Annotated in this window: 26 protein-coding genes and 1 tRNA gene; 11 read left to right on the top strand and 16 right to left on the bottom strand. The window is 68.7% G+C overall.

The window, feature by feature from the left end:
* Positions 1-38 precede the first annotated feature (38 nt).
* Together AC07U4_RS01730 and AC07U4_RS01735 are read left to right on the top strand one after the other, a co-directional pair.
* Positions 39-115, top strand: a tRNA-Arg gene (locus tag AC07U4_RS01730).
* A 102-nt stretch (positions 116-217) separates the two neighbouring features.
* Positions 218-1213, top strand: a complete 996-nt coding sequence (locus AC07U4_RS01735) for a bile acid:sodium symporter family protein (protein WP_495194218.1) — start codon at positions 218-220, stop codon at positions 1211-1213.
* Here AC07U4_RS01735 and AC07U4_RS01740 read toward each other — a convergent pair.
* From AC07U4_RS01740 to AC07U4_RS01785, 10 genes are all read right to left on the bottom strand, one after another.
* Positions 1203-1952 (bottom strand): 3'(2'),5'-bisphosphate nucleotidase CysQ, encoded by a 750-nt coding sequence (locus AC07U4_RS01740; protein WP_038659040.1) that lies wholly within the window; start codon positions 1950-1952, stop codon positions 1203-1205. The genes AC07U4_RS01735 and AC07U4_RS01740 overlap by 11 nt on opposite strands.
* Positions 1949-3862: a sulfate adenylyltransferase subunit CysN gene (cysN, locus tag AC07U4_RS01745; protein WP_495194219.1), complete on the bottom strand. Its 1914-nt coding sequence runs from the start codon at positions 3860-3862 to the stop codon at positions 1949-1951. The genes AC07U4_RS01740 and cysN overlap by 4 nt, the downstream gene beginning before the upstream one ends.
* Positions 3862-4761: a sulfate adenylyltransferase subunit CysD gene (gene cysD / locus AC07U4_RS01750; protein WP_495194220.1), complete on the bottom strand. Its 900-nt coding sequence runs from the start codon at positions 4759-4761 to the stop codon at positions 3862-3864. The genes cysN and cysD overlap by 1 nt, the downstream gene beginning before the upstream one ends.
* 58 nt (positions 4762-4819) lie before the next feature.
* The gene (locus AC07U4_RS01755) at positions 4820-5038 is read right to left on the bottom strand and encodes a hypothetical protein (RefSeq protein ID WP_495194221.1); all 219 of its coding nucleotides are present in this window, start codon (positions 5036-5038) and stop codon (positions 4820-4822) included.
* Between the two features lie 94 nt (positions 5039-5132).
* Complete coding sequence (locus AC07U4_RS01760) at positions 5133-6371, bottom strand: N-succinylarginine dihydrolase (RefSeq protein WP_495194222.1); 1239 nt, start codon at positions 6369-6371, stop codon at positions 5133-5135.
* Positions 6365-7381 carry an arginine N-succinyltransferase gene (locus AC07U4_RS01765; RefSeq protein WP_495194223.1) on the bottom strand — a complete coding sequence of 339 codons (1017 nt, stop codon included), beginning with the start codon at positions 7379-7381 and terminating at the stop codon, positions 6365-6367. Before AC07U4_RS01765 ends, AC07U4_RS01760 begins: the two co-directional genes overlap by 7 nt.
* Positions 7378-8583, bottom strand: coding sequence for a hydrolase (locus AC07U4_RS01770; RefSeq protein ID WP_495194224.1), 1206 nt, complete (start codon positions 8581-8583; stop codon positions 7378-7380). Before AC07U4_RS01770 ends, AC07U4_RS01765 begins: the two co-directional genes overlap by 4 nt.
* A gap of 54 nt (positions 8584-8637) precedes the next feature.
* Positions 8638-9570, bottom strand: coding sequence for a DUF481 domain-containing protein (locus tag AC07U4_RS01775; protein ID WP_495194225.1), 933 nt, complete (start codon positions 9568-9570; stop codon positions 8638-8640).
* A 49-nt stretch (positions 9571-9619) separates the two neighbouring features.
* Entirely contained in the window at positions 9620-10120 is a 501-nt protein-coding gene (locus AC07U4_RS01780; RefSeq protein WP_495194226.1) for an RNA pyrophosphohydrolase, read from the bottom strand.
* Positions 10117-10281: a hypothetical protein gene (locus tag AC07U4_RS01785; protein WP_156143762.1), complete on the bottom strand. Its 165-nt coding sequence runs from the start codon at positions 10279-10281 to the stop codon at positions 10117-10119. Before AC07U4_RS01785 ends, AC07U4_RS01780 begins: the two co-directional genes overlap by 4 nt.
* A 54-nt stretch (positions 10282-10335) precedes the next feature.
* Here AC07U4_RS01785 and AC07U4_RS01790 point away from each other — a divergent pair, with 54 nt between their 5' ends.
* The gene (locus tag AC07U4_RS01790) at positions 10336-11232 is read left to right on the top strand and encodes a histone deacetylase family protein (protein WP_495194227.1); all 897 of its coding nucleotides are present in this window, start codon (positions 10336-10338) and stop codon (positions 11230-11232) included.
* A 27-nt stretch (positions 11233-11259) separates the two neighbouring features.
* Complete coding sequence (locus tag AC07U4_RS01795; protein WP_495194228.1) at positions 11260-12465, top strand: class I SAM-dependent methyltransferase; 1206 nt, start codon at positions 11260-11262, stop codon at positions 12463-12465.
* A 146-nt stretch (positions 12466-12611) separates the two neighbouring features.
* Here AC07U4_RS01795 and AC07U4_RS01800 read toward each other — a convergent pair whose 3' ends face one another.
* Both AC07U4_RS01800 and purF read right to left on the bottom strand, forming a co-directional pair.
* The gene (locus tag AC07U4_RS01800; RefSeq protein ID WP_495194229.1) at positions 12612-13319 is read right to left on the bottom strand and encodes an SDR family NAD(P)-dependent oxidoreductase; all 708 of its coding nucleotides are present in this window, start codon (positions 13317-13319) and stop codon (positions 12612-12614) included.
* A gap of 3 nt (positions 13320-13322) precedes the next feature.
* Positions 13323-14780, bottom strand: coding sequence for an amidophosphoribosyltransferase (gene purF, locus AC07U4_RS01805; RefSeq protein WP_038659073.1), 1458 nt, complete (start codon positions 14778-14780; stop codon positions 13323-13325).
* Between the two features lie 125 nt (positions 14781-14905).
* Here purF and AC07U4_RS01810 point away from each other — a divergent pair, with 125 nt between their 5' ends.
* Positions 14906-15157 carry a DUF7218 family protein gene (locus tag AC07U4_RS01810; RefSeq protein ID WP_495194230.1) on the top strand — a complete coding sequence of 84 codons (252 nt, stop codon included), beginning with the start codon at positions 14906-14908 and terminating at the stop codon, positions 15155-15157.
* A gap of 166 nt (positions 15158-15323) precedes the next feature.
* On the opposite strand, the gene AC07U4_RS01815 is transcribed toward AC07U4_RS01810, so the two are convergent.
* The 3 genes from AC07U4_RS01815 to AC07U4_RS01825 are packed head-to-tail and all read right to left on the bottom strand — an operon-like array spanning position 15324 to position 18900.
* Complete coding sequence (locus AC07U4_RS01815) at positions 15324-16682, bottom strand: cell wall hydrolase (RefSeq protein WP_495194995.1); 1359 nt, start codon at positions 16680-16682, stop codon at positions 15324-15326.
* Positions 16683-16708: 26 nt separating this feature from the next.
* Complete coding sequence (gene cysK, locus AC07U4_RS01820; RefSeq protein WP_038659080.1) at positions 16709-17629, bottom strand: cysteine synthase A; 921 nt, start codon at positions 17627-17629, stop codon at positions 16709-16711.
* The gene (locus AC07U4_RS01825; RefSeq protein WP_038659083.1) at positions 17626-18900 is read right to left on the bottom strand and encodes an MFS transporter; all 1275 of its coding nucleotides are present in this window, start codon (positions 18898-18900) and stop codon (positions 17626-17628) included. The genes cysK and AC07U4_RS01825 overlap by 4 nt, the downstream gene beginning before the upstream one ends.
* A gap of 107 nt (positions 18901-19007) precedes the next feature.
* On the opposite strand from AC07U4_RS01825, the gene hisI reads away from it, so the two are divergent.
* The 6 genes from hisI (at position 19008) to epsC (ending at position 24969) form a co-directional block, all read left to right on the top strand.
* Positions 19008-19367, top strand: a complete 360-nt coding sequence (hisI, locus tag AC07U4_RS01830) for a phosphoribosyl-AMP cyclohydrolase (RefSeq protein ID WP_038659086.1) — start codon at positions 19008-19010, stop codon at positions 19365-19367.
* Positions 19364-19858 (top strand): hypothetical protein, encoded by a 495-nt coding sequence (locus AC07U4_RS01835; protein WP_495194231.1) that lies wholly within the window; start codon positions 19364-19366, stop codon positions 19856-19858. Before hisI ends, AC07U4_RS01835 begins: the two co-directional genes overlap by 4 nt.
* Positions 19859-19895: 37 nt before the next feature.
* Positions 19896-20321: a MerR family transcriptional regulator gene (locus AC07U4_RS01840; RefSeq protein ID WP_038659092.1), complete on the top strand. Its 426-nt coding sequence runs from the start codon at positions 19896-19898 to the stop codon at positions 20319-20321.
* Positions 20322-20325: 4 nt separating this feature from the next.
* Positions 20326-22128, top strand: coding sequence for an acyl-CoA dehydrogenase C-terminal domain-containing protein (locus AC07U4_RS01845; RefSeq protein ID WP_495194232.1), 1803 nt, complete (start codon positions 20326-20328; stop codon positions 22126-22128).
* Between the two features lie 484 nt (positions 22129-22612).
* Positions 22613-23926: an NAD(P)/FAD-dependent oxidoreductase gene (locus AC07U4_RS01850; RefSeq protein WP_495194233.1), complete on the top strand. Its 1314-nt coding sequence runs from the start codon at positions 22613-22615 to the stop codon at positions 23924-23926.
* A gap of 104 nt (positions 23927-24030) precedes the next feature.
* Positions 24031-24969 (top strand): serine O-acetyltransferase EpsC, encoded by a 939-nt coding sequence (epsC, locus tag AC07U4_RS01855; protein WP_495194234.1) that lies wholly within the window; start codon positions 24031-24033, stop codon positions 24967-24969.
* On the opposite strand, the gene AC07U4_RS01860 is transcribed toward epsC, so the two are convergent.
* Positions 24970-25704 carry a glycosyltransferase family 2 protein gene (locus AC07U4_RS01860; protein WP_495194235.1) on the bottom strand — a complete coding sequence of 245 codons (735 nt, stop codon included), beginning with the start codon at positions 25702-25704 and terminating at the stop codon, positions 24970-24972. It lies immediately after the preceding gene.
* Between the last annotated feature and the right edge of the window lie 23 nt (positions 25705-25727).

The following is a 25727-nucleotide window of genomic DNA, read 5'->3' on the forward strand; positions in this document are numbered from 1 at the left end:
GCCGGGCGAAACGTCTGCTATCAGCGCGCCTCCGATGTGCGCCCGTAGCTCAGCTGGATAGAGCATCAGACTACGAATCTGAGGGTCGGACGTTCGAATCGTTCCGGGCGCACCAGGATCTCCCCCGCGGACCAGAGATGGTTCGGCGGGGGTTTTCATATCCCCCGTCGGCGATCGCGGGGTGGCCGTGCGGCGGATGACGGCCTAAGCGCTGGCCATGCTGCGCGCGATCCTCTCCTTCTTCGAACCCTTCATCCTGATGCTGCTCGGCACGGTGGTGATCGCCAGTCTGGTGCCGGCGCGAGGGGTCTATGCGGATATCGTCGCCGGCGCCGCGGATGTCGGCATCGTGCTGCTCTTCTTCCTGCACGGCGCCAAATTGTCACGCGCCGCGATCTGGGAGGGGGCGCGCAACTGGCGACTGCATCTCACCGTCGTCGCCACCACCTTCCTCGTCTTCCCGCTGTTCGGCCTCGCGCTCGGCCGGTTGCCCGGTCTCACCGGCGCGGTGGCGACGGGGATGCTGTTCCTCACCTTGCTCCCGTCGACGGTGCAATCGTCGATCGCCTTCACCGCGATCGCGCGCGGCAACGTCGCCGCGGCGGTGTGCAGCGCCTCCTTCTCCAATCTGGTCGGCATCGTGCTGACCCCGGCGCTGGTCGCGCTGCTGATCGGCAGCGGCGTCGGCGGGCAGGGGAGCGGCGTTTCGCTGTCGGCGGTCGAGGCGATCGTCGCGCAGTTGCTGCTCCCGTTCGTCGCCGGCCATCTACTGCGGCCGTGGATCGGCGGCTTCGTCGCGCGGCAGAAGCGGGTGCTGATGATCGTCGATCGCGGCTCGATCCTGCTCGTCGTCTACAGCGCCTTCGGGGCGGCGGTGGTCGAGGGCCTGTGGCACCGCGTATCCCCGGAGGACCTGATGCTGATCGGCCTCTTCTGTTCGGTGCTGCTCGCCGCGGTGCTGGCGTTCACCTGGCTGGCCGGGCGGCTGCTCGGCTTGCCCCGCGAGGATGCAATCGTGCTGCTGTTCTGCGGCTCCAAGAAGAGCCTCGCCGCCGGCGTGCCGATGGCGGGCGTGCTGTTTCCCGCGGCGCAGGTCGGCGCGGTGCTGTTGCCGGTGATGCTGTTCCACCAGCTCCAGCTGATCGCCTGCGCGGTGATCGCGCGGCGCTATGCCGATGCGGCGGGCGTCAACGAAGCGGAGGTCAGCGCGTAGCCGCAGCGACCGCCGCCAGCACCTGATCCGCCAGTTCAGGGCGGCAGATCAGCAGGTCGGGGAGCAGCGGATTGGCGCAATTGTAGACCAGTGGGCTGCCGTCGATGCGCGAGGCATGGAGGCCCGCCGCCAGCGCCACCGCGGCGGGCGCGCAATTGTCCCATTCATACTGGCCGCCATCGTGCAGGTAGATATCGGCGCGGCCGTCGACCACCGCCATCGCCTTGACCCCCGCCGACCCCATGCCGACCCGTGTCGTCGCCAGCGCCTCGCTGACCCGCGCGACCATGTCGGTCATGCGGGTGCGGCTGACCACCATGCGCGGGGCGGCGGCGCTGCGCAGGTGCGTGCAGCGCGCCTCGGCGGTGGTGTAGACGCGGCCGGTGGTCGGCACCGCCACCGCGCCCACCGTCGGACGGCCGCCGATCGCGAGGCCGATGTGCACCGCCCAATCGTCGAGCCCCTCCGCATAGTCGCGGGTGCCGTCGAGCGGGTCGACGATCCATACCCGCTCCGCCGCACAGCGGGCGCGGTCGTCGATCGATTCCTCCGACAGGATGAAGTCGTCGGGACGCGCGGCGCGCAGGCGATCGAGGATCAGCGTGTTCGCCTCGCGATCGCCGGCGTCGCCGAGCGCCTTGCCGTGCGCGTCGCCACGGTCGCGGATCGCGAGCAGCAGCGCGCCGGCCTCTACGGCGACGCTGCGCGCCAGTTCGACGTCGGTGGCCGCAGCCGTCACAGTTCGAAACTCCACACGCCGAGCACATGCTCGACGATCCGTTCGGCGGCAGCCTCGGCGCTTTCGCGACGCGTGTCGATATGGATATCGGGCCGCTCCGGCGGTTCGTAGGGGCTGGAGATACCGGTGAAATGCGCGATCTCACCGGCCCGCGCCTTGGCGTAGAGGCCCTTGGGGTCGCGCGCCTCCGCCTCCGCCAGCGGCGTGTCGACGAAGATCTCGACGAACTCGCCGGCGGGCAGCAAACCGCGCACCAGATCGCGCTCGGCACGGAACGGCGAGATGAAGGCGGTCAGCACGATCAGCCCGGCATCGGTCATCAGTTTGGCGACCTCGCCAACGCGGCGGATGTTCTCGATCCGGTCGGCATCGCTGAAGCCGAGATCCTTGTTGAGCCCGTGGCGGACGTTGTCGCCGTCGAGCAGGAAGCTGTGGCGGCCGAGCGCATGCAGCTTCTTCTCGACCAGATTGGCGATCGTCGACTTGCCCGATCCCGACAGGCCGGTGAACCACAGCAGCCGCGGCGACTGGCCCTTCTGCCGGGCATGCGCCTCGCGGGTGATGTCGACCGATTGCCAATGGACGTTCTGCGCGCGGCGCAGCGCGTGGTGGATCATCCCGGCGGCGACCGTCGCATTGGTCTCGCGATCGATCAGGATGAAGCCGCCCAGCTCGTGGCTGTCGGCATAGGGCTGGAAGACCAGCGGCGCGTCGGTGAACACCTCCGCCACGCCGATATCGTTGAGCGCCAGCGTCTTGGCCGAAAGATGCGCCTGCGTGTTGACGTCGACGACATGCGCGGGCGGCTGCACCGTGGCGCCGACGGTGCGGGTGCCGAGCTTGAGCCAATAGCCGCGACCGGGAACGAGCGCGGTATCGGCGAGCCAGACGAGCGTCGCCTCGAACTGGTTGGCGGCCTCGGGCGGCGCCTCGGCGGCGGCGATCACGTCGCCGCGCGAGCAATCGACCTCGTCGGCGAGCACCAGCGTCACCGCTTCGCCGGCGCCGGCCGTGTCGCGATCGCCGTCATAGGTGACGATCCGCGCGACCTTGCTCGTCTTGCCCGACGGGACGATCCGGATGGGATCGCCGGTGCGGATGCGGCCGGCGGCGATCGTGCCGGCGAAGCCGCGGAAATCGAGATCGGGCCGGTTGACCCATTGGACCGGCAGCCGGAACGGTGCGGCGGTCGTCCGATCGGCCTCGATCGGCACGGTCTCGAGATGCGGCAGCAGCGCCGGCCCCTCGTACCAGGGCATGGCGTCGGAGCGCGCCAGTATGTTGGCGCCGGTCAGGCCGGAGAGCGGGATGGCGGTGAAGCCGGCGATGCCGATACTGTCCGCGAACGCTTCGTAATCGGCAACGATCTGCTCGAACCGCTTCTGATCGTGATCGACCAGATCCATCTTGTTCACCGCAAGCACGATGTGGCGGATGCCGATCAGATGGGCGAGGAAGGAATGGCGCCGCGTCTGGGTCAGCACGCCCTTGCGCGCGTCGATCAGGATCACCGCGAGGTCGGCGGTCGAGGCGCCGGTCACCATGTTGCGGGTATATTGTTCGTGGCCGGGCGTGTCGGCGACGATGAACTTGCGCCTGTCGGGGGCGAAGAAGCGATAGGCGACGTCGATCGTGATGCCCTGCTCGCGCTCGGCGGCAAGCCCGTCGACGAGCAGGGCGAAATCGATATTCTGCCCCTGCGTGCCGAGCCGCTTGCTGTCCGCCTCGAGCTGGCTGAGCTGATCCTCGAAGATCGTCTTCGAATCGTAGAGCAGCCGGCCGATCAGCGTCGACTTGCCGTCGTCCACCGACCCGCAGGTGATGAAGCGCAGCATCGACTTATGCGCGTGGCCGTCGAGATAGGCATGGATGTCCGCGGCGATCAGCGCGTCGGGCGTATAGGCGGTCATCAGAAATACCCCTCGCGCTTCTTCTTCTCCATGCTGGCGGCCTGATCGTGGTCGATCGCGCGGCCCTGCCGTTCGGAGGTGGTGGTGAGCAGCATCTCCTGGATCACGTCGGGCAGGGTCGCCGCCGCGCTCTCCACCGCCCCGGTCAGCGGATAGCAGCCAAGCGTGCGGAAGCGGATCGAGCGTTCGACCGGCACTTCCCCGGGATGCAGCCGAAAGCGATCGTCGTCGACCATCAGCAGCATGCCATCGCGCTCCACCGTCGGGCGCGGCGCGGCGAAATACAGCGGCACGATCTCGATCTCCTGATCGAGGATATATTGCCAGATATCGAGCTCGGTCCAGTTCGACAGCGGGAACACCCGGATGCTCTCGCCGCGGTGGATGCGCGCATTGTAGAGGCTCCACAATTCGGGTCGCTGCGCCTTGGGGTCCCAGCCCTGGCTCGCCGAGCGGAACGAGAAGATCCGCTCCTTGGCGCGGCTCTTCTCTTCGTCGCGGCGCGCGCCGCCGAAGGCGACGTCGTAGCCGCCCGCCTTCAGCGCCTGTTTGAGCCCCTCGGTCTTCCACAGATCGGTGTGGCGGCTGCCGTGATCGAAGGGGTTGATCCCCGCGGCGACCGCATCGGGATTGGTGTGGACGATCAGTTCCATCCCGGCATTCGCCGCGGCCTTGTCGCGCAGGTCGTACATCGCGCGGAATTTCCACGTCGTATCGACGTGCAGCAGCGGGAAGGGGGGGCGTGCGGGGAAGAAGGCCTTGCGCGCAAGATGCAGCATGACCGCCGAATCCTTGCCGACCGAATAGAGCATCACCGGCCGTTCCGCCTCGGCGACGACTTCGCGCATGATGTGGATGCTTTCGGCTTCAAGCCGTTGTAAATGGGTTAGCCCGCTCATCAGCGTCCAGATAAGCATCCTGCGCGACGAAGCGACGAACTTATCCTATCGGGCGGCCCTAGTCCGACTGCCGCCGCTCGACCGAATCGAGCAGCACGCCGCCGACCATGAACACCGCGATCGGACAGCAGGCGAACAGCAACCAACCGCCATAGCCCGAATATTGCTGGAGATAATGGATGCCGCGCTCGACCGCGCCGAGGCCGAGCCCATAGATGACGAGGAACGCCTCGAATTTCGTCTTGATGGTGAAGAGGCGTTTGATCCGTGTCCACATGCGCTGCCCCACGCAAGCAGCGGGCCAGTGGCGGAAAACCGCGATTTGCCGCGGGCGGCGTTAGGTTAATTGTCAATTAACCCGACAGGTTCAGCTAACCCGACAGGTTCAGCGCCCCCCGCAGCCGGCCGTGCGCGGTTTCGATGTCCCGGATGAGGGCGGCGTCGCCGAGTGCGTCGGGGTCGATCGTCTCGGGCCACCAGCGGCGGACGATCGCGCCGATCGCATCGAGCTTCGCCGCATCGACGAGGAAGCGCGGATCGATCGTCGCGGGATCGCCGACGACGCGCAGGCGCAGGCAGGCGGGACCGCCGCCATTGGCCATCGACTGGGTGACGTCGACCGTCTCGACCCGGCGGATCGGGCCGTTGCCGGCCCGATGGCGTTCGAGCCAGCCCCAGACCGCGCTATTGGCCCTGGCCTCCATCGGCACGACCAGCGTCGGCCCGTGCGCGGTCGTCACGAGCTGCGCATTGAACAGATAGGAGGCGATCGCGTCGGCGAGGCTGACCTCGCTCTCCGGCACCTCGACGATCTCGACTTCGGGCAGCAGGCGGCGCAGGTCGGCGTAGAGCCGGTCCTTGTCGGCGAAGGCGCGCTCGTGCGCGAACAGCACGCGTTCGTTGGCGACCGCGACGACGTCGTTGTGGAAGGCACCGGCGGCGACCGCCTCCTCCGACTGCTGGACGAACAGCGTCCGTGCCGGATCGAGCCGATGCGCGCGCGCGATCGCGGCGCTCGCCTGCAGGTGCTGCCGGGCCGGGAAATGGCCGCCAGCGACGGTGTAGACGAACAGCTCGACCCCCGGCGCATCATGCGCCGCGGCGAGCCGCATGTGGTTGGCCGCGCCCTCGTCGCCGAACGGGGCGGGGATCGGCCCGTGGACGGCGAAGGCGTCTTTCGCAAAGGCGGTGCGGAGCTGCGCCAGCGTCTCGGGCCATTCGTGACTGCGATGCGGCATCGTCATAAGATTGGCGACGGTGAGATGGCAGCGGCCGTCCGCCGTATCCGGCGCCGGCGAAACGGTCGCGGCATTGGCGGCCCACATCGCCGAGGCGGACATGGCTTGCGCCTGCAACAACGGCGGCGCGTCTTCGTAGCGGGTCGACAGCGCATCGAGCCACGCCCGGTCCGGCCGCCGGTGCGGCAGCAGCACGCCCTGCGTCAGCCCGAGCGCGAGATTGGCGCGCATCTTGTCGAGCCCCTGCAACGCCGCCGCGCGCGGCTGCGACAGCTGCCCGGCATGCGCGGTCGCGGCGAGATTGCCCGGCGAAAGGCCGGCATAATTGTGGCTGGGGCCGACGATGCCGTCGAAATTGATCTCGATCACCACCGCGGCACCTGCAACACGTCATCGCCGGGACCGACGCCGAGCGCCTCCGCGCAGTCGCGCGACAGGGCGATGCCGCCGTCATCGTGGCGGATCATCCCATAAGCGCATCGGAAGTCCGCCAGCCGGCCGACCGAGATCAGGGATTCGTCGCCGTCGACGTCGTCGATCGTGACGATCCGCCGCTCGCGTGCCTGTTCGATCGTCTTCACCCGGTCGGTCCGCGCGGTCATCGTCGGGCCGCCGTCGAAGATGTCGACATAATGTTCGTAGCTGAAGCCTTCGTTCTCCAGCATCCGCATCGCCGCGCGACCGCTGGGATGCGGCAGGCCGATCGCCGACCGCGCCGCCTCGGACAGCATTGCGGTATAGATGGGGTGTTTGGGCATCAGGTCGGCGATCATCTGATGGCCGTTGATCGCGTTGAATTGATCGGCGTCCTGGAAGTTCATCCCGAAGAACCGCCCCGCCAGCCCGTCCCAGAACGGCGAGCCGCCCGCCTCGTCGATCACCCCGCGCAATTCGGCGAGGATACGGCCGGCGAAGCGGGCGCGGTGCGCGCGGATGAACAGATAGCGGCTGCGCGCGAGCAGCAGGCCAAGCCCGCCGGCGCGTTCGCCGGGGTGGAGGAACAGCCCGCCGACCTCGCACGATCCTTCCAGATCGGTGGTCAGCGCCAGCATCTCGGCACGGAAGGTGCGCGCCAGCTCCTTGCTGTGCTGGGTCAGCGTGCCGAGGCGGTAGCTGTAGAAGGGATGCTGCTGCCCGACTTGCGTGAACAGCTGGCAGGTGCCGCGCACCTCGCCGGTCGCGACATTCTCCAGCATCAGCACGAACAATTCGTCGGTGACCGCGCCGTCCTGCCGCGCGAAGGCGGCGCCGGCGCGCTCGAGCTTGCCGCGCAGCGCGGTGCGGTCGGGTGGCAAATTGGTGAAGCCGCCGCCGGTCAGCTTGGCCATTTCGTAGAGATGCTGCAGGTCGTCGGCACGCGCCGCCCTGATCCGGAAGGTCATGCATGCCCCTTTCGCAGGATGCGGTGGATGGTGAGCGCCGACAGCGCCGCCCGCTCGGCGAGGCTGTCGACGATCATGAACTCGTCCGACGAATGGATCGCCCCGCCGCGCACGCCCATCGTGTCGACGACGGGGACGCCGGCGGCGGCGATGTTGTTGCCGTCGCACACCCCACCGGTGGCGCGCCACGCGATCGGAATGCCGAGATCGGCACCGACGGCGGCGACGAGCCCGAACAGCGCCTCCGCGCCGGTGTCGAGCGGCTTGGGCGGGCGGTTGAAGCCGCCATGGACCGCGATCGCGACGTCATGCGCCGCGGCGACCTCTGCGACCGCTGCGTCGATCGCGGCGCGGGCGCGGGCGATCTCGGCGGCGGCGGCGGGGCGGAAGTTGACGCGCAGCACGGCGAGATCGGGGACGACGTTGTTCGGGCCGCCGCCGTCGATCCGCGCCGGATTGACCGCGAGGCCCGGTGCGTGCGCCTCGGCGAGCCGCACCGCCAGCGCCGCGGCGGCGACGATCGCGTTGCGGCCGTCTTCGGGATTGCGGCCGGCGTGCGCGCTGCGTCCGCGCACCACGATCGAGAAATTGCCCGTGCCGCCGCGCGCACCGGCAAGCGTTCCGTCGGGCAGCGCCGGTTCGTAGGTCAGCGCCGCGACCTTGCCGCGCGCGGCCCGCGCCAGCAACGCGGCCGAGGACAACGATCCGGTCTCCTCGTCGGAGTTGATCACCACCTCATATCCGAGCTGCGCCGCGCCCGCCGCCTCGACCGCCCGGAGCGCCGCGAGCATTACCGCGAGGCCGCCCTTCATATCGGCCGTGCCGGGGCCGTTGATCGTGCCGTCGGCGCGGCGGGTCAGCGTCTGGAAAGGATGATCGGCGGGATAGACGGTATCCATATGGCCGGTGAACAGCATCTGCACCGGCGCGTCGGGCCGCACCCGCAGGTGGAGGTGGCGGCCGTGGGCGATGCCCGCGACGCTGCCGTCGGCGGCGACCGCTTCGGCCGGTTCGGGTTCGACCAGCATGATCTCCCCCGGCAGCACCGCGAAGGCGTCGGCGAGCAGCGCCGCCATCCGCCCGACCCCGGCGAGATGGCGCGTCCCGCTGTTTACCGCCGCCCAGCGCTCGACCTGATCCAGCATCGCGGCCTGGTCGATCGTCGCGACCAGTGCGTCTTCGTCGTCCGGCAATCCTCTCATCCGGGGACGTTAGCCGATGGACGCGGCGGGGGGAACCGGCCGCTGCGCGTGAGCCTAGAAGCTGTATACCAGCGACGCGCGGCTGGTCGTGTCCGTCGACAGCGACCCCACCGGCGGCATGCTTTCATATTGGACGTTGTACGACAGCGCCGCCGACAGCGGCCCGATCAGCTTGGCGTTGACCGAGGTCGTGCCGCTCAGCGTCGAATTCGAGCTTTGCACGTAGGCCGACGCGTTCTGCGTCACCGACAGGCCGGGCAGCAGCCGCCAGTTGAACGCCAGGGTGCCGCGACCGGCGATGTTGCTCTGGTCGGTCTGGTCGGTGAACGCCGTCTGGCGGAACGCCGGGCCGAGCTCGATGTCGAGCCGGATCGCCGAGGTCTTGATCGCGCTGTAGCCGACGCCGGTCGAGGCGGAATAGCGGTGATAGAAGCCGAGGAACCGGTCCTCCTCATATTGCGCGGCGCCGTAGAGGTAGACGCGATCCTTGATCTTGTAGTTCGGCTCGTAGCTGGCGAGATAATGTTCGCGCGTCGTGATTCCGGCGTTTTCCTGATAATCCGCCTGGATGTGGAACTTGTGCCGCCATTGCAGGCCTTCGCGGGTCAGGTCGAGCACCGCCGAACCGCCCTTGCTGTCGGTGTTGCCGGTGGTGATGTAGCCGCCGAGTTCGGCGCGGCCGCTCCACAGGTCGAACATGCTCGCCTGCCGGATCGTCGTCTGCCGCGCCTGCGCGCGGTCGCTGCGCCATTTCTGCGCGATCGCCAGCACCGCATCGGCGCTCGCCGGATCGGCGAGCCGGGCATATTTGACCACCACCGACACGTCGCCGTCGTTGCCGCTCTCGATCGCCGCATCGAGCATCGAGCGGATCGCGGCGGGGATCGGCACCTTGCTGTCGTCCGGCTCGCCATCCGCCGGCGCGTTGGCGAGCAGCAGCGGGGCGAGGATCAGAACGAGGATCGGGGACAGCAGGGTAGCGCGCACATCGCGCGCTCTACCCGTTGAGTCCGTAGAGGAAACCCCCAAAATCCGCTCACCCCGTTTGGTCTGCGCCGAGCCGAGGCCGGAACGCGGCGAGCACGGCCGTATAAAGATTGCGTTTGAACGGCACGATCAGCGTCGGCAGGTCGTCCGGATCACTCCATCGCCAGGCGCGGAATTCGGGGTGCGGCGTGTCGATCCGCACGTCAGCATCCTCGCCGAGGAAGCGGAACAGGAACCAGCGCTGGCGCTGGCCGCGCCATTTGCCCTTCCACACCTTGCCGACCATGTCGTCGGGCAGGTCGTAGAAGAAGTCGTCCGGTGCCTCGGCGACCAATTCGACCTTGTCGGGCGAAATCCCCGTCTCCTCGCCGAGCTCGCGGACCGCCGCCGCATAGGCGTCCTCGCCGGGATCGATCCCGCCCTGCGGCATCTGCCATGCCTCCAGGATCGTATCGATGCGCTGGCCGACGAAGACCTTGCCGTCGCGGTTGACCAGCATGACGCCGGCGCAAGGACGGTAGGGCAGGCGGGCGTTGGCGTCGTTGCTCATCGGCCGGCCGCCGCCGGCTCACCGACCGGCAGATCGGCGAGCGCGCGAGTCGCGCGGAACGCCTCGCGCGCCTCGGCGGGCGGCATCGCGTGCCGCGCCGGTCCGGGCAAGGCGTTGAGATAGTCGAGGAAACTCCGGACGTCAGGGGGCGTATCGGTCATGCGTCACTCCGCAGGCGGCTTGGGGAACGGCCACCGCATCCCCAACTACCGGGCGTGATCCCGATCGTCCATCATCCCGCCTATGTCGCGCCGGCGCCGTCGCGCTCCACCTACCGCTGGAACAAGAACGGCCTGATCCGTGACCTCCTGCTGGCCGAGGGGCCGCGGGTGGCGTGGCACGCCCCCGAACCGATGCCGCTGCATTGGCTGGAGGCGGTGCACGACCCCGGCTACGTCGCCGAGGTGCTGGCCGCCGACGTGCCGTATCTAAAGACCCGACGGATCGGCTTCCCGATCACGCCCGAGGTCGCGGCGCGCGCGCAGGCGGTGCCGGGGGGCACGTGGCTGGCGGCGCATCTCGCGCTCGATTACGGCTTCGCGGCAAACACCGCGGGCGGCAGCCATCATGCGCTCGCCGACACCGGCGCAGGCTATTGCGTGTTCAACGACCTCGCACTCGCCGCGGTGCGGCTGATCGAGGAGGGGACGGTCGACCGGCTGGCGGTGGTCGATTGCGACGTCCATCAGGGCGACGGCACCGCCGCGCTGCTCGCCGGGCGGCCGGAGATCGCGACCTATTCGATCCATGCCGAAAAGAACTTCCCGGCGCGCAAGGCGCGTTCGACGCTCGACGTGGCACTGGCCGACGGGGTCGGCGACGACGCCTATCTGGCGACGCTGGCGGCAACGCTCACGCCCTTCCTCGCCGAGCATCGGCCACAGCTGATCCTGTATCAGGCGGGCGTCGATCCCTTCGCCGGCGACCGGCTCGGGCGGCTGTCGCTGACGCTCGACGGACTGGCGCGGCGCGAGCGGCTGATCGCGCGGCTGACCCGCGGCATCCCGCTCGCGAGCACCGTCGGCGGCGGCTATGGCGACGACGCGCTGGAGATCGCGCGACGGCATGTCGCCGCGATCCTGACGCTCGGCGAGGCGGTTGCGGCGCGCTGACCCTTTCCTGATCGGCCAAGCTGCGGCATGAGCGCCCGCGACATGGCTGCGGACACATTTCAGATACGCGCGCTCGCCCCGATCTTCCACCGCTTTCTCGACCGGATCGACGCCGGGCTGGCGAGCGGCGGGATCGAGGCGCGGCTGCCCGACGGCACCCACCGGCTGCTCGGCGGACGCAAGCCGGGGCCGGTGCCGATCGTCACCCTTCACCGCTGGCGCGCGCTGGTCCGGCTGGCGACGGGCGGTTCGGTCGGCTGGTATCGCGCGTGGCGCGACGGCGACTGGTCGAGCCCCGACCCGGTGCCGCTATTCGATCTCTTCATGCGCAATCGGGTCGAGCTTGCCGACGTCGCGCGAGCCGGCGGCGGATCGAAGCTGTTGCTACGCCTGTGGCACCGCCTTCGTCGCAACGACAAGCAGGGTTCGCGTCGTAACATCGCCGACCATTACGACCTCGGGAACGATTTCTATCGCGAATGGCTCGATGCCAGCCTGACCTATTCGAGCGGGATCTTTGCGAGCGGTGACACGCTCGAGCGCGCGCAGGACCGCAAGCTCGCCGCGATCCTCGACCGCACCGGCACCGCGCCGGGCGACACGATCCTCGAGATCGGCTGCGGCTGGGGTTCGTTCGCCGCGACCGCGGCGGCGGGCGGGCGGCGCGTCCATGCGCTGACGCTCTCGACCGAGCAGAAGGCGGCGGTCGATGCGCGGAACCTGCCGGGGGTGACGGTAGCCCTGACCGACTATCGCGACGTCACGGGCCAGTTCGACGCGGTGGCGAGCATCGAGATGGTCGAGGCGGTCGGCCAGGATTACTGGCCGGCCTATTGCGACACGCTGGCGCGGGTGCTCAAGCCTGGCGGGCGCGCGGCGCTGCAATATATCAGCATCGCCGACGACGTGTTCGACCGCTATGCGGCCAGCGTCGATTTCATCCAGCGCTACATCTTCCCCGGCGGCATGCTGCTGTCCGAAAGCCGCTTTCGCACGCTATGCGAGGCGCGGGGACTGGCGTGGACCGCCCCCTATAGCTTCGGCCTCGATTACGCCCAGACGCTACGCCATTGGCGCGAGCGGTTTGAGAATGCCGACAAGGCCGGCCGCCTGCCCGAACGGCTCGACGCGCGCTTCCGCGATCTGTGGCGCTATTATCTGATGTATTGCGAGGGCGGCTTCCGCGGCCGCGGCATCGACGTCGCGCAGGTGACGCTGATGAAGCGTACCTAATTCCTCCCTCGCTTTAGCGGGGGAGGGGGACCGTTCGCGAAGCGAATGGTGGAGGGGGCGTTTCCACGAATACGGACCTTACCGTATCCTCCCCCTCCGTCAGGCCTTCGGCCTGCCACCTCCCCCTTGCGGGGGAGGACTTGGGGTCACCCCACGCGTTCGCGGTGTCCGGCCTCGAAGCCCGCCACGGCCAGCGCGACGATCCGGTCCGCCACCGTCTCGGGCGGCTTGACCGACTCGGGCGCCTCGCCCGGATAGGCGCGCGCGCGCATCCTGGTCCGGGTCGCGCCGGGGTCGACGATCGCGGTGCGGATCTGGCTGATGTCGGCGGTCTCGTCGCCATAGGCGCCGAGCATCGTCTCGAACGCCGCCTTCGACGCGCCATAGGCTCCCCAATAGGCACGCGGATTGCGACCGACGCTGGAGGTCAGCCCGATCACCTTGCCCGCCGCCGCCTTGCGCAGCATCGGGTCGAACGCCTGGATCATCGCCACCTGCGCGCTGACGTTGAGCGTCAGCACCTGCGCCAGTTCCTTGGCGTCGATCGCCGGCACCGCGGCGAGGCTGCCGAGCATCGCCGCATTGAGCACCAGCACGTCGAGCGCCTGCCAGCGCTCCCCGACCGCCGCGGCGAGCCGCGCGATACTGTCGGTCTGCGTCAGGTCGAGCGGTGCGATCGTCGCCGAGCCGCCGGCGTCGAAGATCGTTTCCTCGACCGCCTCCAGATCCTTGGCGGTGCGCGCGGTCAGCACGACATGCGCGCCCGCCGCACCCAGCGCGATCGCGGTGGCGGCGCCGATGCCGCGGCTCGCGCCGGTGACCAGCGCGAGTTGATTCGCAAGCGGTCTGGCCATGCCTTAGTTGACCCGCTCCGCCAGCATCGCGAACTGGTCGACCGCGACGCTGTCATCCTGGTCGGTCAGCGTCGTCGGATAGTCGCCGGTGAAGCAGGCGTCGCAATATTTCGGCCGGATGTCGGCGCGCTTCGCCTCGCCGAGCGCCTTGTAGAGACCGTCGATCGAGACGAACGACAGGCTGTCGGCATGGATAAAGTCGGTCATCCCGCCGAGGTCGAGCTTGGCGGCGAGCAATTTGGCACGCTCGGGCGTGTCGACGCCGTAGAAGCAGCTATGCCGCGTCGGCGGGCTGGCGATGCGCATATGCACCTCGGCCGCGCCGGCATCGCGCATCATCTGCACGATCTTGAGGCTGGTGGTGCCGCGGACGATCGAATCGTCGACGAGGATGATCCGTTTGCCCTTGATTAGCGCGCGATTCGCGTTGTGCTTGAGCTTGACGCCGAGGTGGCGGACCTTGTCGCCCGGCTGGATGAAGGTGCGGCCGACGTAATGCGAGCGGATGATGCCGAGCTCGAACGGAATGCCCGATTGCTGCGCATAGCCGATCGCCGCCGGCACGCCCGAATCGGGCACCGGAATGACGAGGTCGGCCTCGACCGGCGTCTCGATCGCGAGCTGTGCGCCGATCTCCTTGCGCACCGTATAGACCGACTGGTCGCCGGCGATCGAATCGGGGCGGCTGAAATAGACCCATTCGAAGATGCACGGCCGCGGCGCCATCGGCGCGAACGGGCGAATCGACCGAATCTCGCCGTTCTGGACGATCACCAGCTCGCCCGGCTCGACCTGCCGTTCGAAGGTCGCGCCGCAGACGTCGAGCGCCACCGTTTCGGAGGCGAAGATCACCGCGCCGTCGAGCTTGCCCATCACCAGCGGCCGGATGCCGAGCGGGTCGCGGCAGGCGATCATCCCCTCGGGTGTCATCACGACGAGGCTGTAGGCGCCTTCGATCTGCTTGAGCGCATCGATGAAGCGGTCGAGCAGGGTGCGATAGTTGGAGGTCGCGACGAGATGGATGATCGTCTCGGTGTCGCTGGTCGACTGGAAGATCGAGCCGCGCCGGATCAGCTCGCGTCGCAGCTTCATCGCGTTGGAAATATTGCCGTTATGCGCGACGGCGAAGCCGCCGCTGGCGAGTTCGGCATAGAGCGGCTGGACGTTGCGCAGCGCCGTCTCGCCGGTCGTCGAATAGCGGACGTGGCCGACCGCATAATCGCCGGGCAGCGCGCGGATCACGTCGTCGCGGTCGAAATTGCCGGCGACATGGCCCATCGCGCGATGGGTGTGGAAGTGATGGCCGTCGAAGCTGCTGATGCCAGCCGCCTCCTGGCCGCGGTGCTGCAGCGCGTGCAGACCGAGCGCAACGAGCGCCGCGGCGCTGTCGCTGCCGGATACACCAAATACGCCGCACTCTTCGCGCAGCTTGTCGTCTTCAAACGGATGGGTCGTCAGCATGGTGGCGGGGGCTCACATCGTGCGGGTGGCCATATAGGAGCGCATTCCGCGTTTGTCGCGTATTTGTAATTCGCAAAACGAACCGATTGTCGCGATGCGCGTTTCGGGCGCGGAAGGAGAGGGTGATGGCCAAGGACCACGGCGCGCAGATCAAGGATGACGCGCTCTACGAGGAACTGCTGAAACAGGGCAATTCCAAGGAGAAGGCGGCGCGGATCGCCAATGCGAAGGCGGCCGACACGCTCGACCATCCCGGCGGCACGCTGGAGGAGCGCAGCAAGGCCGACCTGCTGAAGGAAGCACGCGAGATCGGCATCGAGGGCCGTTCGAAGATGGACAAGGCGGCGCTGGTGAAGGCGATCCGCGGGCATAAATAAGCGTCGTGGCGCGGAACGGCGCGTCAACCACCTGTCACCCCGGACTTGTTCCGGGATCCACCGGGCCGACGGGGAACGATATCCCCTCAAGCCGCGCCCCTCGCCGCGGAGTGGACCCCGGAACAAGTCCGGGGTGACGGGGTGGCTGGCAGGACGTCGACGGCGCTTACCGCTCGCTCGTCATCGGAAGGCGACGCGCGGAAGACGAAGCCGACGGGAAGGCGGACGCTGGCCGTTTTGCGCCGGTGGCTTCCTGCACCTCGATACCGCGGGCTATCGTATCCCCCTTGCGCCGTACGCCGCCCAGCTCCGCTAACGGCGCTGCGACGGGCGTCAGCGTCGGCGTCGCTGCCGCGACCGGCACGACGGTCAGCAACACCTGCTGCTTCATGCACTGCCGCCGGTCGGGCCGCGGGTATTTGGCGCAATTCCATAGCGTCCTCTCCAGCCCGGCATCGCGGTCGCGGATATAGCTGAACGCCATCGCCGCGACCTGATCGGCGGTCAGGGGCGCGGCGATCGGCGTCTTTGCCGCGTCGCTCCACGCCGAGAAGCGGCACGCCTTGCGGTCGCCGCACGCCTTGGCGGCGATCGTCGGATACAATTCGGGCTGTACCCCCCACGGCAAGGTCACGAAAAAACTGTCGCCATCGGCCGCCGAGGCGGTGAACGGCGCCGTCTCGCCCGCCACGCCGTCCGGCGCGATCAGTCCGAGTGCCGCCGACGCCTCGAGCAATGCCGCATCCGCCTCGGCGAGCGCGCCGCCCATCTTGTGCGCGTCGGAGATCGGCGCGAGCTGCGCGATCACCGGCTCGCTCGAACTCACCTGCCGGTTGAACGCGGGCGGCGTCCCCCACCAGCCGGTCCAGCGGAAGAACAGATGGCTGTGCACCGCGACGACCTTGTCGAGGCTCGCCTGCCAATAGGGCACCACCCAGTCGGTGTGGTAATGCGTCGCATAGCCGACCGGGCGATAGACCGCGCCGCCCAGCGCCATCGTCGCCACCTCGCGTGCCCGCCGCCAGGCGTCGGCGGTCGGCGTCCAGCGGGTCAGCGCATGGTCGCAGGCGAAGCTGAACTGGCAGCCTGTGCTGCGCTCCTGCCCCTCGAAGATCACGCCGCAGACGGTCTTGGGGAAGGCGGGATGGCGCAGCCGGTTGAGCACCACCTGCGCGACCGCGCGCTCGCCTTCGGTATCGTCGCCCGCCTCGTAGAGCACGCCCGCCGCCATACAGTCGGTCGCCCGCGCGCGATCCTCCGCGCCGCCGGCGAAGCGGAACGGCCGCGCCGCCGGATTGGGCAAATCGGAGAAGGGTACGCCGGCGTTGAACGCCTTGGCGTCCTCCGGCGTCAGATCGATGAACGTCACCGGTTCGACCGGCGGCAGTTCGGCGGGCGGCACGACCCGCCGTTGCAGCACGACACGCTTGTGCGGCTGCGGCATCGCGGGCGGATGGGTGACGACGAGGGCGGGGACGGCGACCGCGACGATCGCAGTCGCCGCCAGCACCGCGCGCAGCCACATCGGGCTGCGCGCTTGGGAAGGAACCGTCACTGTTCGGGCAGGAAGTCCGGCACCGACAGATAGCGCTCGCCCGTGTCATAGTTGAAGCCGAGCACGCGGACGCCGTCCGGCAGATCGGGCAGCTTCTGGAGGATCGCGGCGAGCGTCGCACCCGACGAGATACCAACGAGGATACCCTCTTCGGTCGCCGAGCGGCGCGCCATGTCCTTGGCGACCGCGGCGTCGACCTCGATCACCCCGTCGAGCGCCTGCGTGTGCAGGTTGCGCGGGATGAAGCCGGCGCCGATCCCCTGGATCGGATGCGGCCCCGGCTGGCCGCCGGCGATGACCGGCGAGGCGGCGGGTTCGACCGCGAAGACCTTGAGGTTCGGCCAATGCTTCTTCAGCGTCTCGGCGACGCCGGTGATATGGCCGCCGGTGCCGACGCCGGTGATGATGACGTCGATCGGCGAGTCGCGGAAATCGTTGAGGATCTCCTGCGCCGTCGTGCGGGTGTGGACATCGATGTTGGCGCCGTTTTCGAATTGCTGCGGCATCCACGCGCCCGGCGTCGCATGGACCAGCTCGATCGCGCGCTCGATCGCCCCCTTCATCCCCTTCTCGCGCGGGGTCAGGTCGAAGGTCGCGCCATAAGCGAGCATCAGCCGCCGCCGCTCGAGCGACATCGATTCGGGCATGACGAGGACGAGCTTGTAGCCCTTCACCGCGGCGACCATCGCCAGGCCGACGCCGGTGTTGCCGCTGGTCGGCTCGATGATCGTGCCGCCGGGCTTGAGATCGCCATTGGCTTCCGCCGCCTCGATCATCGCCAGCGCGATGCGATCCTTGATCGAGCCGCCCGGATTGGAGCGTTCGGATTTGATCCAGACTTCCGAATCGGGAAACAGCTTGGCGACGCGGATGTGCGGCGTGTTGCCGATCGTTTCCAGGATGGTGTTGGCCTTCATGGCTTGGCTTCTCCGTGCTGCGGTTCGATCTGTAACATGTCTGGCGGGTCGAAGGTCCGTGCGGCGCGCAGTTCGGGGAACAGCCGCGCCCAGAGCAACGTGACGACGATCGCCGCGATCCCGCCGAACGCGACCGCGCCGACCGGACCGAGCAGCGACGCCATCAGCCCGCTTTCCGCCTCGCCCAGTTCGTTCGATGCCGAGATGGTGAGCTGCGACACCGCGCTCACCCGGCCGCGCATCTCGTCGGGCGTGTGAAGCTGGATCAGCGACTGGCGGACGTAGACCGACACCATGTCGGCGCCGCCCGCGACGATGAGCGCGGCGAGGCTGAGCGGGAAGGAGGTCGACAGGCCGAAGGTCAGCACCGCCACGGCGAAGACGACCACCGCGATCAGCATCTTGGTGCCGACGTTGCTGTCCATCGGCCGCACCGAGAACCATACCGCGGTCACCGCCGCGCCGATCCCCATGCCGGCGGCGAGCACGCCCAGCCCCTGCGCGCCGACGTGCAGGATATCGCGTGCGTAGATCGGCAGCAGCGCGGTCGCGCCGGCGAGCAGCACGACGAACAGGTCGAGCGTGATCGTGGCGAGCACCAGCCGGTTGTTGCGGACGTACTGGAAACCGTCGAGGATGCGGGTGAGCGGGTGTTTGTCGGTCTGCGCCGGCGGTTGCGGCACGGGGCCGATCAGGAACATGGTCGCCAGCGCCAGAACGAACAGTCCGGTGATCGTCGCATAGGCGACGTCGGGATGGATCGCATAAAGCAGCCCGCCGACGCTCGGCCCGGCGATCGAGCCGACCTGCCACGCGATCGACGAGATCGCGATCGCGGTCGGCAGGCTCTCGCGCGGCACCAGATTGGGGGCGAGCGCCGAATAGGCCGGGCCGGTGAAGGCACGCACGACGCCGATCACCACTGCCGCGAAAAACAAGGCCGGCAGCGTCAGCTCGCCGAGCCAGGTCAGCACCCCGAGAAACGCCGCGACCAGCGCGATCACCGCCGTCGTCGCGCGGACGATCCAGCGCCGGTCGACGCTGTCGGCGACAAGGCCGGTGACGGGGGTGAGCAGGAACAAAGGCACGAACTGCGCCGCGCCGATCATGCCGAGCAGGAACGCCGCCTGCCGCACGTCCATGGTTTCGCGGGCGAGGCCATAGACCTGCCAGCCGATGACGATCGCCAAGGCGGTCTGCGCGATCGTGCCGGACAGGCGCGACAGCCAATAGCTGCGAAAATTGGCGATGCGGAAGGGGTGGGTTGCCATCTGGCGCGCAGCTTTGCCGCGTGCGCAACCGAAGGGCAACATAGTTGCGCTTTTCAGCGGATGCACGGGAGGATGACGCCGCCTCCGCACCCGCTATAGACGCTGGCATGGCCGATCCCCGCGAAACCGAACTCGTCCTCGATCCCAAATACGACGCCGCCGGGCTGATCACCGCGGTCGTCACCACCCGCGACGGCGCGCTGCTGATGGTCGCGCACATGAATGCCGAGGCGCTCGCCGCGACGCAGGCGAGCGGCGAGGCGACCTTCTGGTCGCGCAGCCGCGCGCGGCTGTGGAAGAAGGGCGAGACGTCGGGCAACGTGCTGCGCGTCGTCGAGATGCGCATCGACTGCGATCAGGATGCGCTGTGGATCATCGCCGATCCCGCCGGGCCCGCCTGCCATACCGGCGCGGCGAGCTGTTTCTACCGCCGCGTCGACGGCGATCGGTTGCAGGCGATCGGATGAGGCGCGCGCTGCTCGCGGCGCTGCTGCTCGCCGGCTGCGGATCGCCGCCGCCGGCGCCGCAGGATACGCCGGGCAGCCGGTTGGAGCGCGCGGCGCTGCGTGCCGGCCTCGTCGGCGATCCCGCGCGCGCCGGCCTCGCCGGATCGTGGGCCGCCGACACCGACCGGCTCTGCATCGTCCCCGCCGGCCGCGACCTCTTCCGGATCGGCGCATTGATCGATTACGGCGAGGGGCAGGGCTGCGCCGCTGCCGGCACCGCCCGCCGGCGCGGCGAGACCGTCGCGGTCGCCTTCGGCCCCTGCCGCTTCGATGCGCATTTCGACGGTGAACGCATCGTCTTCCCCGCCGCAATGCCCGCCGATTGCGATCGGTACTGCACCGGCCGCGCCTCGCTCGATTCGCTGACCGTCGAGCGGCTCAGCGGCGCGGTGGCCGAGGCGGCGACGCTGCGCGCGCCGTCTGGAAAACGGCTATGCAGTGCGGGTGAGTAGGTTGACGTTGACGTAAACGTGACGTAACGAATTGGCCATGGCCTCGTCACCCGCTTATGCCGTGATCGAACATCGCCACGATCGCGACTCCTTCACGATTTCCGATCTGTGCGAAGAGTTCGGCGTCACCGCGCGGGCGCTGCGCTTCTATGAGGACGAGGGGCTGATCGCGCCCGAGCGGCGCGGTACCCAGCGCATCTACTCGCATCGCGACCGCGCGCGGCTCGCCTGGATCCTGCGCGGCAAGCGCGTCGGCTTCAGCCTCGGCGAGATCCGCGAGATGATCGACCTCTACGATCTCGACGACGGCCGCCGTCTCCAGCGACAGGTATCGATCGACCGCTGCCGCGCACGGATCGAACTGCTCGAACGCCAGAAGCACGACATCGACGCCGCGATCGCCGAACTCACCGAATTCGTGGCGGTCGTCGAGGCCGTCCATATCGCCGACACACAAGGATAATCGGATGCCCCAGTATACGCCCCCCGTCCGCGACACGCGTTTCATCCTCGAGCATGTCGTCGGCCTGCAGGAATACGCCAATCTGCCCGGCTTCGACGCCGCCACCCCCGACGTGGTCGAGGCGGTGCTGGAGGAGGGCGGCCGCTTCGTCGCCGAGGTGCTGTTCCCGCTCAACCAGTCGGGCGATCTCGAAGGCTGCACCCGGAACGAGGACGGCAGCGTCACCACCCCCGCCGGCTTCAAGGACGCCTATAACCAGTACGTCGAGAGCGGCTGGGCGACGCTGGGCAACGCGCCGGAATATGGCGGGCAGGGCATGCCGCACGTCGTGTCGATCGCCTTCCAGGAATATATGATCTCGTCGAACATGGCCTTCGCCATGTATCCCGGCCTGACCCACGGCGCGATCGCCGCCTTGGTCGCCAAGGGCAGCCCCGAGCAGCAGCAGATGTACGTCCCCAAGATGGTGTCGGGCGAATGGGGCGGCACGATGAACCTCACCGAGCCGCAATGCGGCACCGACCTCGGCCTGATCCGCACCAAGGCGGAGCCGCAGGCGGACGGTTCCTATGCGATCACCGGCACCAAGATCTTCATCTCCGCGGGCGAGCACGACCTCACCGACAACATCATCCATCTCGTGCTGGCCAAGACGCCGGGCGCGCCCGACAGTTCGAAGGGCATCTCGCTGTTCGTGGTGCCCAAGGTGCTGGTCAACGCCGACGGCAGCCTCGGCGAGCGCAACGCGGTCACCTGCGGCTCGATCGAGCACAAGATGGGCATCCACGCCAATTCGACCTGCGTGATGAACTATGACGGCGCCAAGGGCTGGCTGGTCGGCGAGGAGATGAAGGGCCTCGCCGCGATGTTCATCATGATGAACGCGGCGCGGCTCGGCGTCGGCCTGCAAGGGCTCGGCATCGCCGAGGTCGCCTATCAGAATGCCGTCCAGTACGCCGAGGATCGTCGTCAGGGCCGTGCGCTGACCGGGCCGAAGCAGCCCGAGGAAAAGGCGGACACCTTGTTCGTCCATCCCGACATCCGCCGCATGCTGATGGAGGCCAAGGCGTGGACCGAGGGGCTGCGTGCGCTCTGCCTGTGGGGTGCGTTGCAGGTCGATCTGGAGCATCATGCCGGCACCGATGCCGAGCGCGAGATGGCGGGCGACCTGATCGGCCTGCTCACGCCGGTCATCAAGGGCGTCGGTACCGACAAGGGCTATGAGGTCGCGACCAATGCGCAGCAGGTCTATGGCGGCCACGGCTACATCGCCGAATGGGGCATGGAGCAATATGTCCGCGATGCCCGGATCGCGATGATCTACGAGGGCACCAACGGCGTGCAGGCGATGGACCTCGTCGGCCGCAAGCTCGCGCTGAAGGGCGGTCGTGCGGTGCAGGCGCTGTTCAAGATCGTCGCCGAGGAAACCGCGGCGGCCGAAGCCGTCGAAGCGACGGCGGGGATCGCTACCGCGCTCAAGAAGGCGCTCGGCGAGCTGCAGGCCGCGACGATGTGGTTCATGGCGAACGGCATGAAGAACCCGGAGAACGTCGGCGCCGGCGCGGTGCCGTACATGCATCTCATGGGGATCGTGGCGACCGGCCTGATGTGGCTGCGCATGGCGAAGGCGGCCGCCGAGCTGAAGGTTGCGGGCGAGGGCGACCCGGCGTTCCTCGACGCCAAGCTGGTCACCGCCCGCTTCTTCGCCGAGCGGATCGCGCCCGACGCGGGCGCGCTGCGCCGCAAGATCGAGGGTGGCGCGGAGAGCCTGATGGCGCTGCCCCCGGAGATGTTCCGCGCGGCGTGATCCGCGGGGGTGCCGGCGGTTTGGGCGGCGGGGCTTGTGCTCCCGTGGGGCTTTGCCGAAGCCGACTTCCAATCCAGTGTTCCCGCGGATGCGGGAACCCAGGGTCAAGCAGGGCAACGAACCAAGGTGCTCGTGACTCCTGGGCTCCCGCTTGCGCGGGAGCACTGGTGAAGTTTCGCCAAATGCCCGGCGCTTTGGATAGCTCTGCAAGACCCGTTACGACACGCAAGGCTGTACCCAGGTTTCCGTCCGGGGCGTCCGACGTTTTACCAACGTCTTGCTCGCCTTGATTACGGGTTGGCTAAGGGCCTGACGCAAAGAGTGGGCCGGGCGGCCGAGATTTACCCAATAGGTCCCGGCACGGTATACTGTGCCGCAAGACGATCAGATCGGCCGCCGCTAGGTCCGCCGATCGGAAACGAGGGGATGCCGTAACCAACGCGCGAGCGGCGCCCGCCCGCGTGTTCGATGCGGAGACGAAGCCATGACGTCCAAGACCCAGATCGTCATCGTCGGCGGTGGTGCAGCGGGCCTCGAACTCGCCACCCGGCTCGGTGCGCGCTACGGTCGCAAGGCGCACGACATCATCGTCGTCGATCGCAACCGCACGCATATCTGGAAGCCGCTGCTGCACGAGGTGGCGACCGGCTCGCTCGACGCCAATATGGACGAAGTCGGCTATCGCAGCCATTGCCATCGCTGGGGCTATCGCTTCTTCTACGGCACGCTGCGCGCGATCGACCGGACTGTGCGTCAGGTCCAACTGGCGCCGGTGTACGACGATCAGGGTCGCGAGGTGATCGCCGCGCACGCTATCCGCTACGATTATCTGGTGCTCGCCTATGGCTCGGTGACCAACGATTTCGGTACGCCCGGCGTGGCGGAGAATTGCACCTTCCTCGACAGCCGGGCGCAGGCCGACCGCTTCCGCGACCGGCTGCTCGATCATTGCCTGCGCGTCTCGCGGACGATGACCGCCGATCCCGCCAGCGACGCGCACGTCCGCATCGCCATCGTCGGCGGCGGTGCCACCGGCGTCGAACTGGCCGCGGAACTGTTCAACGCCGCTGCGGCGCTCGGCCATTACGGGCTGGAGGTGTTCGACGAGAGCCGGCTCGCGGTGACGCTGATCGAGGCGGGACCGCGCATCCTTCCCGCTCTGCCCGAGCGGCTCGCCGATGCCGCGCGCGGCGAGCTGGAGGCGCTCGGCGTCCGCGTGCTGATCGAGACGCCGGTGACCGCGGCGGATCGCGACGGCCTGACTACCGGCAGCGGCGACCGGATCGACGCCGACCTGATGGTATGGGCGGCGGGGGTGAAGGCGGTGCCGATCGCCGACGGGCTCGACGGGCTCGACCTCGCCCGCGGCGGGCAGGTGGTGGTGACGCCGACGTTGCAGAGCGTCAGCGACGATCGCATCTTCGCGATCGGCGATTGTGCGGCATGCCGGCTGCCGGGCAGCGACCGCCCGGTGCCGCCGCGTGCGCAGGCGGCGCATCAGATGGCCGCGGCAGTATTCGTCAACCTCAAGCGGCGGATGGCGGGCAGGCCGTTGCGGCCGTTCGTCTACCGGGATCACGGCTCGCTGGTATCACTGAGCCGCTTTTCTACCGTCGGCACGCTGATGGGCAATCTGGTCGGGGGCAAGCTGGCGATCGAGGGGCGGCTGGCGCGGTTCGTCTATCTGTCGCTCTACCGCATGCATCTGATCGCCATCCACGGCTGGATCAAGGGCTGCGCGCTGATCGTGATCGGCCACGTCAACCGCATCGTCCGGCCGCGGCTCAAGCTGCACTGACCCCGGCGGGCGCTGATATCCAGTCTTTGCGCGGGGCAAATCAAGCTGCTTTGCCAAGATGCTGCGCTCCGCCGAGATGACGGGCCGCAGCAAGGATCGAAATCATGGTTGAGCCCAGCGCCGACGAATATCCGTCGATCGTCTTCCCGCAGGAGATCGACGTCGTCGTCGAACAATTGCAGCGCGCCCGCATCGCTTGGCGTACCGCGCACCCGCACAACGACGAACGCGGCAGCCGCTTTCCCTCGCGTCAGGCGCTCAAGCGGATCACCGGGGAGCTCGGCACCGCCTTGTTCCCGCTGCGGCTCGGCCCATCGGAGCTGACCGCCGCCAACGAGAATGCGTTCATCGCCGCCTCGCTCGAATCGACGCTGGCGCAACTCGCCGCGCAGATCGACCTCGAACTGGGCTATAGCGGCAGCGAGGGCGATGTCCGTGCGACGGCGCTGCAGGCCGAGCGGCTGATCGGGGCCTTCGCCGCCGGCCTGCCCGAGATCCGCCGCATCCTCGATAGCGACGTGGAGGCCGCTTATGCCGCCGATCCCGCGGCGCGCAGCGTCGACGAGGTGCTGGTCGCCTATCCGTCGTTCACCGCGATCATCCATCATCGCATCGCGCATTTGCTGTATCGCCTGGGCGCGCCGCTGGTCGCGCGCCTGATCGCCGAGATCGCGCATGCCGGCACCGGCATCGACATCCACCCCGCCGCGCGCATCGGCCGGCGGTTCTTCATCGATCACGGCACCGGGGTGGTGATCGGCGAGACCGCGATCCTCGGCGATCGCGTCCGCCTGTACCAGGGCGTCACGCTGGGTGGCGACCCCGATCTGTTCGGCGACAAATCGGGCGCGCCGCGCCATCCGATCGTCGCGGACGACGTGGTGATCCACGCCAATGCGACGATCGTCGGCCGGGTGACGATCGGCGCGCGCTCGCGCATCGGCGGCGGCGTCTGGCTGCGTCAGGACGTGCCGGCGGACACGCTGGTCGAGGCGCCGGCGCCGCTGTTCCGCGCCTTGCCGATCCCCGCCGCGACGGGTTGATCAGGCGGTCAGCGCCATCAGATAGGGGTGGGCGAGGACGCGGTCGGCGTTGCGTGCGCCGATTGCGGTGTCGTTGACCAGCCGGCTGCCCGCGACGGTGCGATAGAGCGCGACGCAGGCGTCGATCCGGGCGAAGCGCGCGCCCGCCGCGGCGGTCCGGGTGTAGAAGTCCCAGTCGTTGCAATTGTGGAAGCTGGGGTCGAATCCCCCCACCTGCGCCACCATCGCGCGGCGGACGATCGACCAGCTCGGCCCGATGACGCCGCCGCTGGCCAGCCCGCGACGGATGCAGCCGCCGTCCCAGCCGCATTCGGGCGCTTGCGGCGCGCCGTCGCCCTCGACGCGGGCGAAATGGCCGACGACGATGTCGTGCAGCCCGCCCGCGGTGCCGTCGAGCAGCGCCCGCGCCGCGCCGGGCAGCCAGACGTCGTCGCTGTCGAGGAAGGCGATCCAGTCGGACCGGGCGGCACCCGCGCCGGTGTTGCGCGCCTGCGATGCGCCGACGTTGCGCGGCAGCACGATCGCCTCGACCGACGGGTGCGCCGCGGCGAGGCGGCGGATCACCGCCGCGCTGTCGTCGGACGAGCCGTCGTCGACGACGATCACGCGGGCGGGCGGATGGTCCTGCGCCAGCACGCTGGCGACGGCATCGGCCACGACATGGGCACGGTTGTGGCAGGGAATGACGACGTCATAGGTCGCGAGCGGCGCGAACAGCAGCGGAACATGGAGCATCGCCGCTCCATGCCAGTTTCCGC

This window comes from Sphingomonas sp. GW821-FHT02B09, from assembly GCF_059421875.1.